General features: G+C 39.8%; 12 protein-coding genes. 11 read left to right on the plus strand and 1 reads right to left on the minus strand.

Annotation, left to right across the window (positions count from 1 at the left end):
• Window positions 1–22 precede the first annotated feature (22 nt).
• The 10 genes from pyrE (at window position 23) to T375_RS05810 (ending at window position 11,317) form a co-directional block, all read left to right on the plus strand.
• Window positions 23–709, plus strand: coding sequence for an orotate phosphoribosyltransferase (pyrE, locus tag T375_RS05765; RefSeq protein WP_044936070.1), 687 nt, complete (start codon window positions 23–25; stop codon window positions 707–709).
• The gene (locus T375_RS05770; protein WP_044936073.1) at window positions 710–1,048 is read left to right on the plus strand and encodes a hypothetical protein; all 339 of its coding nucleotides are present in this window, start codon (window positions 710–712) and stop codon (window positions 1,046–1,048) included.
• 3 nt (window positions 1,049–1,051) lie between these two features.
• On the plus strand, window positions 1,052–3,103 hold the full coding sequence (locus tag T375_RS05775) for an aminopeptidase (protein WP_044936076.1): 2,052 nt from the start codon (window positions 1,052–1,054) through the stop codon (window positions 3,101–3,103).
• Between the two features lie 112 nt (window positions 3,104–3,215).
• The gene (gene purE / locus T375_RS05780) at window positions 3,216–3,719 is read left to right on the plus strand and encodes a 5-(carboxyamino)imidazole ribonucleotide mutase (protein WP_044936079.1); all 504 of its coding nucleotides are present in this window, start codon (window positions 3,216–3,218) and stop codon (window positions 3,717–3,719) included.
• Window positions 3,720–3,797: 78 nt separating this feature from the next.
• On the plus strand, window positions 3,798–4,823 hold the full coding sequence (gene purM / locus T375_RS05785; protein ID WP_044936082.1) for a phosphoribosylformylglycinamidine cyclo-ligase: 1,026 nt from the start codon (window positions 3,798–3,800) through the stop codon (window positions 4,821–4,823).
• Entirely contained in the window at window positions 4,823–5,446 is a 624-nt protein-coding gene (gene purN / locus T375_RS05790; RefSeq protein WP_044936086.1) for a phosphoribosylglycinamide formyltransferase, read from the plus strand. The genes purM and purN overlap by 1 nt, the downstream gene beginning before the upstream one ends.
• A 2-nt stretch (window positions 5,447–5,448) precedes the next feature.
• Window positions 5,449–6,717 (plus strand): phosphoribosylamine--glycine ligase, encoded by a 1,269-nt coding sequence (purD, locus tag T375_RS05795; RefSeq protein WP_044936089.1) that lies wholly within the window; start codon window positions 5,449–5,451, stop codon window positions 6,715–6,717.
• Between the two features lie 242 nt (window positions 6,718–6,959).
• Window positions 6,960–7,787 (plus strand): BglG family transcription antiterminator LicT, encoded by an 828-nt coding sequence (licT, locus tag T375_RS05800; RefSeq protein ID WP_044936092.1) that lies wholly within the window; start codon window positions 6,960–6,962, stop codon window positions 7,785–7,787.
• A 156-nt stretch (window positions 7,788–7,943) separates the two neighbouring features.
• On the plus strand, window positions 7,944–9,812 hold the full coding sequence (locus T375_RS05805) for a beta-glucoside-specific PTS transporter subunit IIABC (protein WP_044936095.1): 1,869 nt from the start codon (window positions 7,944–7,946) through the stop codon (window positions 9,810–9,812).
• Between the two features lie 68 nt (window positions 9,813–9,880).
• Window positions 9,881–11,317 (plus strand): glycoside hydrolase family 1 protein, encoded by a 1,437-nt coding sequence (locus T375_RS05810; RefSeq protein ID WP_044936097.1) that lies wholly within the window; start codon window positions 9,881–9,883, stop codon window positions 11,315–11,317.
• A gap of 50 nt (window positions 11,318–11,367) precedes the next feature.
• Here the strand turns inward: T375_RS05810 and T375_RS05815 are convergent, their stop codons facing one another.
• Window positions 11,368–12,405 (minus strand): aldo/keto reductase, encoded by a 1,038-nt coding sequence (locus T375_RS05815; RefSeq protein WP_044936100.1) that lies wholly within the window; start codon window positions 12,403–12,405, stop codon window positions 11,368–11,370.
• 197 nt (window positions 12,406–12,602) lie between these two features.
• Here T375_RS05815 and T375_RS05820 point away from each other — a divergent pair, with 197 nt between their 5' ends.
• Window positions 12,603–12,854: a heavy-metal-associated domain-containing protein gene (locus T375_RS05820; RefSeq protein ID WP_044936103.1), complete on the plus strand. Its 252-nt coding sequence runs from the start codon at window positions 12,603–12,605 to the stop codon at window positions 12,852–12,854.
• Window positions 12,855–13,117: the final 263 nt, after the last annotated feature.

Raw genomic sequence — 13,117 nt, forward strand, 5'->3', positions numbered from 1 at the left:
GTTTTCGATAGGAGATTAATGTATGGAAAGCTACAAGTCACAATTTATAGAGTTTATGGTGGAGTCTGACGTCCTCAAATTCGGTGATTTTACATTGAAGAGCGGGCGTAAGTCTCCTTTTTTTATGAATGCAGGTGCCTACGTTACAGGTAGCCAGCTTATGCGCCTTGGCGAGTATTATGCAAAGGCAATTCACGATGCTTACGGCGAGGACTTTGATGTTCTTTTTGGACCAGCATACAAGGGTATTCCTCTTGCAGTCATCACAGCTGAAGCGTTTTACAAGCTTTATGGCAAGGAAATCAAATACTGCAGTAATCGTAAAGAAGAAAAGGACCATGGAGCAGATATGGGTTCACTTCTTGGTTACAAGATTTCTGACGGCGACAGAGTTGTTATGATTGAGGATGTTACAACATCTGGCAAGAGCATGGAAGAAACAGTTCCAATCGTTAGAGCTCAGGGTGATGTTACAATTGTTGGCCTTATGGTTTCTTTAAATCGCCAGGAGGTTGGTCTTTCAGGAGACAAATCAAAGACAGCACTTGATGAAGTTGCAGAAACATACGGTTTCAAAACAGGCGCAATTGTTTCAATGGATGAAGTTGTAGAGCATCTTTACAACAGAGAGTGCCAGGGCAAGGTCGTTATCGACGACGATATGAAGGCACGTATCGATGCATATTATAAGGAATATGGAGTTCAGTAAATGGCACGTAGTCGTTTTCACAGACGAAGCTCCTATGGCAATCAATTAAAAGCATTGCCAATGGAAGCTATGTATTCAGCAGGAGTTTCGTTGATTTCACTAATTATATATGGTGGCATTATTACCGCCTCAGTTTATATGTCAGGCGAGACACCTCGCTGGCTTGGCGGCGGCCTTGGAACTTTAGGCTTTCTCGTAGCTTTTGGAGCATTTGTTTACAATGTGGGCCAAATGAAGACTAAGACGGAGCTTAAATACAGAATTGTATGCCTTGCTATCAGCTCAGTTATTATGATAGTTTGGATTGCAACACTTATTATTGGATTGATTAGAGGTTAGCATATGAGCAGTACTTTTTACAAAGAGTCTGACGATATAATGGAACGCTTTGAGCTTGCTACAGAGCGCATATCTCAGATAAAAGAAGATAAAGAATTACCTGAGAATCTTCAGGCATATTTTAATCAGGTGGCAGATTTTGTGATGACGGTTCTTCCAATCATGAATAAAGCTATCGATGGAACACTTGCTGAGCGCAGTCTCGAGCAGTGTCAGGCGGACAATAAAACTATTTTTTCTATTTACGAAAAAGATAATTATGAGAATAGCTTTCTTTGCCCTACATATGCAGTAGAAAAGCTTGGTGAAGAAGTAGGTGGGCCTCTTTCGGCAGCATTCTATTCTATCGCAAGCATTATCGAAGCTGCTTTTGCAGGTAGAGTTGATAAGTTTACAATCTATTGTGAGCTTCTTCTTCAGCTTTATGGAGAATGCCAAATCGAGGACGAAGATAAATATCGTCGTGAAAGCATTTTAAATGCTCTTTACTCATTCAAGCATGATTATTGCCAGATGTTCTTATCAGAGCAGATTATATCAATGGTTGATCCTGAATATGATTTCTACACAAGAATCATCATGGAGGACGATCTTTCAGATGATAGATATATGTACAAATATGGTATGTATATCGGACCAAATGAGCTTGGAATTGCAGCCCACTTGCGTAGCCTTCCACACGAAGATGTTGTGGCTATGGCACAGACTTACGTTCAGGGCTACATCAAAGGCTTTGAGGTAACTGGCAAGGATATTTCTATCAAAGATACAGTTGGTGTCAATGCTCCGGTTGGATTTGAGCTTATGACTCGTGAAGCAATTCGCCTTTTCGACGAAGCAGGCCTTGCAGCTACTGTTAGATTTGGTGGCACATCATCTCGCAACCTTTTCTCAAGCGTACCTAACAAGCAGTGCGAGTATGATCACAAGGATGACAGAGCATACTATTGGGATAAGGGCATGGCAGACAGATTCCTTGAGGTTCAAAAGAACACTCTTGAAAAGCACAAGGAGCTTGCTGCAGTATATGGTGGCCCAGCTGTCATCGAGACATTTGGAGAGGTTCCATTTGAACCAGCTAATAGAGATGCAAATGCAGTATACTCTGACAAGCAAAATGAGCTTAATGTTTACTATGCAAGCCAGAATGGTCAGATAAACAATCAATACATCAAGGGAGAAGAGCGTAGCTTTACAATTATTGCTTATCCTATCCCTGAGATTGGTAAGGATTTCAATGAAATCTTTAACGAGACAGTTGCTGTTAACACAATGGATTATGAGTTATACAAGAATATTCAGCAGCATATCATCGACGTATTAGACCAAGGTGAAAAGGTTCACATTACAGGTCGTGGAGACAATCACACTGATATTACAGTTAAGCTTCATCACTTGGATGACCCTGCGCACCAGACTAATTTCGAGAACTGTGTTGCAGATGTTAATATCCCAGTTGGTGAGGTATTCACAAGCCCAGAGCTTGAGGGAACAAATGGTGTTCTTCATGTCACTCAGGTATATCTTAATGAGCTTGGATACCGCAATCTTGAAATGAAGTTTGAAGATGGCAAGATTGTTTCATACACATGTAGCAATTTTGAAACTGAAGAAGAAAATAAAAAATATATTTACGACAATGTTCTGCATAAGCATGACACTCTTCCTATGGGAGAGTTTGCTATCGGAACAAATACCAGAGCTTTTGTAATGGGACAGAAATACTCCATTGCAGATAAGCTTCCAATCCTTATAGCAGAAAAAACAGGTCCACACTTTGCAGTAGGTGATACATGCTATTCTCACGCCGAGGATGTACCTATGTACAATCCAGATGGCAAGGAATGTATCGCAAGAGACAATTCTTGCTCACTACTTCGTAAGACGGACTTTTCAAAGGCATATTTTAATTGCCACACAGATATTACAATTCCTTACTATGAGTTAGGGGATATCACAGTTATTACAGCAGATGGCCGTGAGCTTCCAATCATACGCGAAGGTCGCTTTGTAGTTGCTGGTACCGAAGAGCTCAACAAGGCATTAGATATGTAAAAATAGCAAGTAGGCCACAAGCTCTTAGATCTCTCAAGCGAGACGTTCTAGTCGAGTGGAGAAATACTAAGGCTTGTTGCCGTGACTTGCGAGATATATGGAGGATAATGGAATGGCAAAGGTAAGTATAGTTATGGGTAGCGACAGTGATATGCCGGTAATGGCAAAGGCTGTAGAAGTACTTGAGAGATTTGGCGTAGATTACGAGATGAGAATTATCTCAGCTCATCGTGAGCCAGATGTTTTCTTTGAGTATGCAAAGGGCGCAAAGGATAGAGGCGTTCAGGTTATTATCGCTGGAGCAGGCAAGGCAGCACATTTGCCTGGTATGTGTGCAGCATTATTCGAAGGGCCTGTTGTTGGTATCCCAATGAAGACTAGCGACCTTGGTGGTGTAGATTCGCTCTATTCCATTGTTCAGATGCCTACAGGTGTACCTGTAGCTACAGTTGCAATCAACGGTGGTGCAAATGCAGGTATTCTTGCAGTTAAAATGCTTGCTATGGCGGACTCTGCACTTGCAAGCAAACTCCACGATTTTATCGTAGAGCAGAAAGAATCAGTTGAGAAAAAAGACAGCCAGCTTCAAGCTGAGGGTTATAAATCATTTTTGTAGATATGTAGAAGGAAACTCTTTTAATTAAGGGTTTCCTTTTATTTATAAAATTTTGAACAAGAAACAAAGGAGAGAAACATGGATTACAAGAGTTCAGGAGTAGATATCGAGGCAGGATATGAGTCAGTGGAGCTCATGAAGAAGTTTGTAAAGGGCACTATGAGACCAGAGGTACTTGGCGGCCTTGGCGGATTTTCAGGAGCATTTGATTTAAGCGCCATTAAGAACATGGATGAGCCAGTTCTTTTATCTGGCACAGACGGTTGTGGAACAAAGGTAAAGCTTGCATTCCTTATGGATAAGCATGACACAATCGGAATTGATGCTGTTGCAATGTGTGTTAACGACGTTGCATGTGCAGGTGGAGAGCCACTTTTCTTCCTTGATTATATTGCATGCGGAAAGAACATCCCTGAAAAGATTGCTACAATCGTTAGCGGTGTAGCAGAAGGATGCAAGCAGTCTGGCTGCGCCCTTGTAGGTGGTGAAACAGCAGAACATCCAGGTCTTATGCCTGAGGAGGAATATGATCTTGCTGGTTTTGCAGTAGGTATTGTTGATAAAAAGGATATTATTACAGGTGAAACACTTAAGGATGGAGATGTACTTATTGGTATGGCTTCTACAGGTGTTCATTCAAATGGTTTCTCTCTTGTTCGTAAGATTTTCGATATGACAAAGGAAAGTCTTGATACATATTATGATGAGCTTGGTACAACTCTTGGAGAGGCTTTAATTGCTCCAACACGTATTTACGTTAAGGCACTTAAGGCAGTAAAGGATGCAGGTGTTAGAGTAAAGGCTTGCTCACATATTACAGGTGGCGGCTTCTACGAGAATATTCCACGTATGCTTCCAGAAGGAAAGCGTGCTGTAGTAGAGAAGGATTCTTATGAAATTCCTGCAATCTTCAAGCTTATGGCTAAGAAGGGTAATGTTTCTGAGCAGATGATGTACAACACATACAATATGGGACTTGGTATGATTGTGGCAGTTGATCCAGCTGATGTTGATAAGACAATGGAAGCTATGCGCTCTGCTGGGGACACACCATATGTTGTTGGTAAGATTGTTGACGGAGAAAAGGGAGTAGATTTAGTTTAATGAGAATAGCAGTTTGCGTATCTGGAGGTGGCACAAACCTCCAGGCAATCATTGATAAGATTAACTCAGGCGAGATTCATAACACTGAAATAGCTGTTGTTATATCTAACAATAAAAATGCATATGCTTTAGAGCGTGCTGCAAAGGCGGGAATCGAAGGGGTTTGTATTTCGCCTAAGGATTATGAGAATCGAGAAGCATTTAATAAGTCTTTTTTGGAGAAATTGAATTCATATAATGTAGATCTAGTTGTATTGGCAGGATTTTTAGTAGTAATACCGGAGGAAATGATTCGTCAGTACAGAAATAGAATCATTAATATTCATCCATCTTTGATTCCAAGTTTTTGCGGTACAGGCTTTTATGGATTGAAGGTTCATGAAGGGGTTCTTGAACGTGGTGTAAAAGTCACTGGAGCAACATGCCACTTTGTGGATGAAGGTACAGATACTGGCCCAATCATTCTCCAGAAGGCTGTAGAGGTAATGGAGGATGATACTCCAGAAACACTTCAGCGCCGAGTAATGGAGCAGGCTGAGTGGATAATTATGCCACGCGCAATCGATTTAATTGCCCGTGGATGTGTATCTGTGGTTGATGGAAAGGTAAAAATAGGAGAATAAGAATGAAAGTATTAATTGTAGGTAGCGGTGGAAGAGAGCATGCAATTGCGCTTGCTGTTTCTAAAAGCTCTAAGGTTGAGAAGATTTACTGTGCACCAGGTAATGCTGGTATTGCGGAGCTTGCAGAGTGCGTAGATATTAAAGCGATGGAGTTTGATAAGCTTGTAGCTTTCGCAAAAGAAAATGCTATTGATTTGACAATAATTGGCATGGATGACCCACTTGTAGGTGGAGTTGTAGATAAGTTTGAGGAAGCTGGCCTTCGTTGCTTTGGTCCTAGAAAGAATGCTGCTATCCTTGAAGGCTCAAAGGCTTTCTCAAAGGATTTAATGAAAAAATATAATATCCCAACAGCGGGTTATGAGAACTTCACAGATCCTGAGGCGGCTTTAAAGTACCTTGAAACTTGCAAATATCCAATCGTACTTAAGGCAGATGGACTTGCTCTCGGCAAGGGTGTTCTTATTTGTGAGACACATGAGGATGCGGTTGCAGGTGTTGCAGAAATCATGCAGGACAAGAAATTCGGTGATGCCGGCAATACAATGGTAGTAGAGGAATTCATGACAGGTCGTGAGGTTTCTGTGCTTTCATTTGTTGATGGTAATACAGTAAAAATCATGTCTTCAGCCCAGGACCACAAGCGTGCAGGCGATGGTGATACAGGGCTTAACACTGGTGGAATGGGTAATTTCTCTCCATCCCCATTCTTCACAAAGGAAATTGAGGATTTCTGCCAGAAGAATATTTTCCAGACTACAGTTGACGCTATGAAGGCTGAGGGAAGAGAGTTTAAGGGCGTAATTTTCTTTGGTCTTATGCTCACAGAAGAGGGACCAAAGGTTCTTGAGTATAATGCTAGATTTGGCGACCCAGAAGCTCAGGTTGTCCTTCCACGTCTTCAGAATGATATTATCGATGTTATGGAAGCTTGTATTGATGGAAAGCTTGATCAGATTGATCTTAAGTTTTCAGATGAGGCAGCTGTATGTGTAGTTCTTGCATCAGATGGTTATCCTGTAAAGTACGAAAAGGGATTCCCTATCACAGGTTTCGAAAAGTTCAACAACAAGGATTATTATTGCTTCCATGCTGGAACAGCTAAAAATGACAAGGGAGAAATCGTTACTAACGGTGGACGTGTGCTTGGTATCACAGCTCTCGGCAAAGATTTAGTAGAGGCTAGAGCAAAAGCATATGAAGCAACAGAGTGGATTGATTTTGAAAATAAATATATGAGACACGACATTGCTAATGCCATCCTTAAATAAAATTGTGTTTTAATTGTGAATTTGTACAAAAAGGCAAAAGCACTTTTTTGCAAAACTCCAAAATTTGTGTGCAGCTCTTTACAGGAGAGGGATTTCCATGTAAAGTAGTTGCATAACAAATTTCGGATTGTTACTGTTCGATGTTCGTACAGGCAAGACTGAATCATATCCCAGAGTCGTGTGTATGACTTTTATTTTTGGTGGGGTAGGTTCGGTCATTTTTTGTTTATAAGAGAGTATTTATGAAAATTAAAAAAGTTCTTAACAACAATGCTGCATTGGCATCAGATGAAAACGGAAATGAAATAATATATACAGGCTGTGGAATTTGTTTTCAGAAGCGTCCAGGAGATGAGCTTGAGGAAAGCAAAATCGAAAAGACCTTTGTAATGGAAAAAGCAAATGAACAGTTCTTAAAGCTGGTTTCTGAAATGCCGTACGAAGAGATTCAGGTTGCAGATGAAATAATAAAATATGCATCTGAGAATCTTGGCAAAAGACTTTGCAACAACATTTACATCACTCTCACAGACCATTTGGGATTTGCTATAGAACGAAGCAAAAGCGGTACATTTTTAAAAAACAAGCTTTTGTGGGAAATCAAAAACTACTATAAAGTTGAATACAACCTAGGATGTCATGCCCTTGAAATTATAAAGGACAAGCTTGGAGTTGAACTTCCAGAAGATGAGGCTGGCTTCTTTGCACTTCATATCGTAAATGCGGAATTAGATGGAAACATCCATCACACTATGGAAGCTCCGGAAATCATCGATGACATCATCAGCATAGTTAAATATACATACAAGAAAGATTTGGATGAAGATTCCTTCTCATATGAAAGATTCATCACTCATCTGAAATATTTTTTGCAGAGAGCTGAGCGTAATGCTTATTACGAACCTCAGGATCCAGGAATCTTCGAAATAATTATGGAGAGATTCCCAGAGGCATACAATTGTGCCACACGTATTAAAAGCTATATGGAATCAAAATATCCAGAAAAGCTTACAGACGAAGAAATGTTGTACCTTACAGTACACATTGCTCGAATAACAGATAGAGATTAACCAGGGATGGTTACGGCGTTAGAGTCGGCTAGACCCGTACGATAATCATATAGTCAATCAGGCTATAGCTTTGTCGTGCGGGTTTTTTTATTAGGTAATATTCAGTCCAGTGCGCAGGGGCTGTATAGTATATAAGAGAAAAAGGAGAAACAAATTATGGCAAGCAAATATGATGGCTTGGCTCGCATCATTATCCAGAATGTGGGCGGAAAAGACAACATTCAAAGTATTACACATTGTGTAACAAGACTCAGATTTTCACTTAAAGACGAAAGCAAAGCAAACACAGACATTTTAAAAGAGACAGACGGAATCGTTACAGTAATTCAGTCTGGCGGTCAGTACATGGTAGTTATTGGAAATCATGTACCACAGGTATTCGACGCAGTTATCAGCGTAGGACATCTTGAAAGCAAATCTGCATTAGCAGGTGGAAATGAAATCGAATCAACAGGAAAGCAAAATCCATTTAATGCTTTCATTAGCATCATTACTAGCGTGTTCACACCATTCCTTGGAGTGCTTTGTGCATGCGGTATTTTAAAGGGTGTACTTGCTCTTCTTACAGCAATTGGGGTTATGTCTGCAGCAGGCGGAACATACAACTTCCTTTACTCACTTGGCGACGCAGCATTCTACTTCTTACCACCAATTCTTGGTATGACAGCAGCAAAGAAGTTCAAGCTTCCAGAGATGGAAGGCTTACTCATTGGTCTTGCTATGGTTTATCCATACTTGACAGGCGGAGATTATGATATTTCAAACTTATTTGGAATCCCAGTTTCAATGCCACCTTCAGGAAACTATACATCATCAGTTATTCCTGTTATCCTTGCAGTAGCATTTGCTGCATGGTTTGAAAACAAGTGTGTTAAGAAAATTGTTCCAGATACAATCAAGTTATTCGGTGTTCCACTTATCACATTGTTTGTAACATTCGTATTAACAATCTTTATCATTGGACCAGTTGCATCTGCAATTGCTAACGTACTTGCATTGTTCTTCAATACATTAAATGCATTAAGCCCAATCCTTATGGGTGCAGTTGTTGGTTTCTTCTGGCAGATACTTGTTATGTTTGGTCTTCATTGGTCACTTGTACCAATCGCATTATCAAACCTTTCAACATCAGGTGAGGATATCATTCTTGTAGCTATGCTTGGTACAACATTTGCTCAGACAGGTGCTGTTCTTGGTATCTGGCTCAAGACAAAGGATAAAAAGATTAAGTCACTTGCACCAGCTGCATTCGTTTCTGGTCTTGCAGGTGTTACTGAGCCAGCTATTTACGGTCTTACACTTCCAAAGAAGGCTCCATTCTTCCGTACATGTGTTATCGCAGGCGTTGCAGGTGCAGTTCTTTGTACAATGGGTGTAAAGGCATACCAGATGGCAGGTATGGGTGTATTCGCATACCCAGCATATGTAAATACTTCTACAAATGATACAAGAGGTATGATTATCTCAATCGTTGTTACTTTAGCATGTGTAGTTGCAGGATTCCTTTCAGAGCTTATTTTCTACAAGGATGACGCTCCAGCAAAGAAGGAAGTAAAGGTTGAAGGTTCAGCACAGGCTGAGACACTTGTAGCTCCAATCAAAGGTGAATTAAAGCAGTTATCAGACATCGCTGATGCAGCATTCTCTTCAGGTGCAATGGGCAAGGGTATTGCAATTGCTCCATCAGAAGGAAAGGTTTACGCTCCAGCAGATGGTACAATTACAGCATTCTTTGCAACAGGTCATGCAATCGGTATTACAACTGACAAGGGTGCAGAAATTATCATCCATGTAGGTATGGATACTGTTAAGCTTGAGGGTAAAGGCTTTGAACCAAAGGTTAAGCAGGGAGATAAAGTTAAGAAGGGTGACCTTTTATTAGAATTTGATATTGATTATATTACTTCAGAAGGATACTCTGTTGATACACCAGTTATCATTACAAATACACCAAAGTATGATGACGTTATTCCTACAGATGCTGCTTCAGCTGCAGTAGGTGATACACTTATTACATTACTATAGTTATAAAAATGGGTTGAAGGATTAACTTCAACCCGGCTTATGAAATATTTAGAAAGCGAGGCTTTAAAATGAGTACATTTAGAGAAGATTTCTTATGGGGAGGCGCAGTAGCCGCAAACCAGTTTGAGGGGGCATGGGACGTAGATGGTAAAGGAGCATCTGTGTCAGATATGTGCACAAATGGAAGCCACACAACTCCAAAGCGTGTAACTACTAAAATCGAAGAGGGTACTCTCTATCCTTCACATGAGGCAATAGATTTTTATCATCACTATGAAGAAGATATTGCACTCTTTGCTGAAATGGGATTCAAGGTGTTCCGTACATCAATTAACTGGACTAGAATTTTCCCTACAGGAATGGAATCAGAGCCAAACGAGGCAGGTCTTGCTTTCTATGACAAGGTTTTTGATTGCTGCAAAAAGCATGGTATTGAGCCACTTGTAACTATTTCTCATTATGAGTTGCCATATGCTCTTGTTGAGAAATACAACGGATGGGAGGGCAGAGAGCTTATCGAGTACTTTATGAATTATTGCAAGGCTATCTTTGCAAGATATAAAGGAAAGGTAAAGTATTGGCTAACTTTCAACGAAATCAATGCAGGTACAATGCCACTTGGTGCAGTTTTATCTACAGGTACTATCAAGGGATATTCAGGTCCTGTTACAGAAGTTCCAAATAAGCCACAGGAGAGATTCCAGGCACTTCATCATCAGTTTGTTGCATCAGCACTTGCAGTTAAGTATGCCCATGACAATTATCCTGAGTACAAGTTAGGTAACATGATTTGCTTCGTAACATCATACCCAGCAACATGCAATCCTGCTGATATTATTGCAAATCAGGAGCATATGAGAGAAGTAAACTGGTATTGTTCAGATGTTCAGGTTCGTGGTGAATATCCAGCATATGCTCAGAGCATTTGGGACAAGCATGGCATCACAATCAAAATGGAGCCAGGAGATGCAGAAATTCTTAAGCAGGGTACTGTTGACTTCTATACATTCAGCTACTACATGTCAAATGTAATCAGTGGTGATCCAGAGGCAAATAAGGGCGAAGGAAACCTTATTGCAGGCGGAAAGAACCCATACCTTGAATCATCAGATTGGGGATGGCAGATTGACCCACAAGGACTTAGATATTCTCTTAATGAAATCTATGACAGATATCGTATTCCTCTTATGGTTGTTGAAAATGGACTTGGAGCAAAGGACGAGATTGAGGCTGATGGTTCAATAAACGACGACTATAGAATTGATTACCTCAGAAAGCATATTTCAGAAATGAAAAAGGCAGTAGAGGACGGTGTAGATTTGATGGGCTACACACCATGGGGATGTATTGATTTGGTTAGTGCATCAACAGGTGAAATGGCAAAGAGATACGGTTTCATTTATGTAGAAAAATACGACGATGGAACAGGCACTCTTGCTCGTAGAAAGAAGAAATCTTTTGATTGGTACAAGAACGTAATCGAATCAAATGGTGAGAATCTTTAATACATGTGTTTAATAAAAGGCAGTCTAGCGATGCTAGGCTGCCTTTAGTGTTATTGAACTTTTCTATTTCCTGCAAGAACTTCATGATAATCTTCGAGGTTCTTTCTTAAAAGTGTTGGAATCTGTAATTCGTATGGGCAATGTGTCATGCATTTGCCACATTCAACACAATCATTTATCTTTTCCATTTCTGCCTGCCAGTACTCATTTAACCAACTTGCACTTGGCGCACGTCTAAGCATAAGAGACATACGATTGCACTGGTTTATCTGAATTCCCACAGTACAAGGCATGCAATAGCCACAGCCTCTGCAGAAATCACCCATAAGTTCTTTTCGCTCTTTATCGATAAAAGCTTTGATACTGTCATCCATGGTAGGAGTGCTATCCATAAAGGCAAGCCACTCATCTAATTCAGATTCACGTTGAATACCCCAAATTGGAACGGCTCCATCGAATTGAGATATGAAGGCCATAGCAGCTTTTGAATTGGTGATTAGTCCGCCAGCTAGACCTTTCATAGAAATAAATCCCATTTCATGCTTGTTACATAGATGGATTAACTCGACTTCTTTGTCTGTTGCTAAATAGCTCATTGGATACTGTAATGTCTCGTATAAACCAGATTCAATGATTTCTTTTGCTACTCCAAGCTTGTGAGCTGTACCGCCAATATGTCTAATCTTACCTTGACGCTTAGCTTCTACTAAGCATTCGTAAAGCCCGGTGCCATCTCCTGGTTTAAAACACTGTGGCATCATATGTAACTGATATATATCGATATAGTCGGTCTTTAGGTTTGTTAGTGAAGTATCTAAATCTTTCCAAAATTCTTCTGGTGTTTTTGCAGCAGTTTTTGTTGCAATAATAATATCTTCACGTTCAACATAGCCTGTTCCAAATGCTTCACCTAATTTGATTTCGCTGTCGCTGTATGCTCTTGCAGTATCGAAGAATCGCATACCACCGTCGTAAGCTTTTCTAAGAATTCTAACTGCTTCTTCAATGCTAACACGTTGAATAGGCAATGCACCAAATCCATTTTGAGGAACTTTTATGCCAGTTTTTCCTAAAACGATATCTTTCATTTAGAAATCCTCCTATTACATATTTAATTGTTGCTGATATTTTATCATGTAGGAGAGAATAAAGTCTAATTTTCTTAAAATATGGTAATATCATAAATAAAGATGGGAGAAGGATAAGGGGAACATGCAGGTAGCTTTAGTACAGTATCGACTATTGATGAAATTCTTAGATAGATTAATTATAGGAGGAAGTATTAATGTTAAAAGTTACTTTAAAGATTGAAGGAATGATGTGCGGCATGTGTGAGGCTCATATTAATGATGTGATTAGAAAAGTGGTTCCTGATGCAAAAAAGGTAAAGAGTTCATATGCAAAAGGTGTAAGTACATTTATATCTGAAACAGAGCCAGATAAAGACGAGCTTACAGCTGCAATTGCTGAAACTGGATATACCTTGCAAAACATTGAGACAGAAGAATATACGAAAAAAATATTTGGATTGTTTTAGAACAGTTGATAATAAGAAAACAAAAATGGTAAAGCGGCTTGTGAAAGCCGCTTTTTTAGTGGGTTTTGATAAATGTTTAAACAATTGACACAATTCAAACAAAAAGGTGATTTTTGGCGAATAGATTTACTTTAATAAAATCCTCAAAAAAGGCTTTACAAGTGAAGTTACAGGTGATATTATAATCGAGCACTGAGGGACAGCAAGTCACACAGAGCAAAACAAATAAACGAAGATTGATAACTGAACAGTGAAACAAACCT

It is taken from the genome of Pseudobutyrivibrio sp. LB2011 (assembly GCF_000701765.1).
Taxonomy (GTDB): Bacteria; Bacillota; Clostridia; order Lachnospirales; family Lachnospiraceae; genus Pseudobutyrivibrio; species Pseudobutyrivibrio ruminis.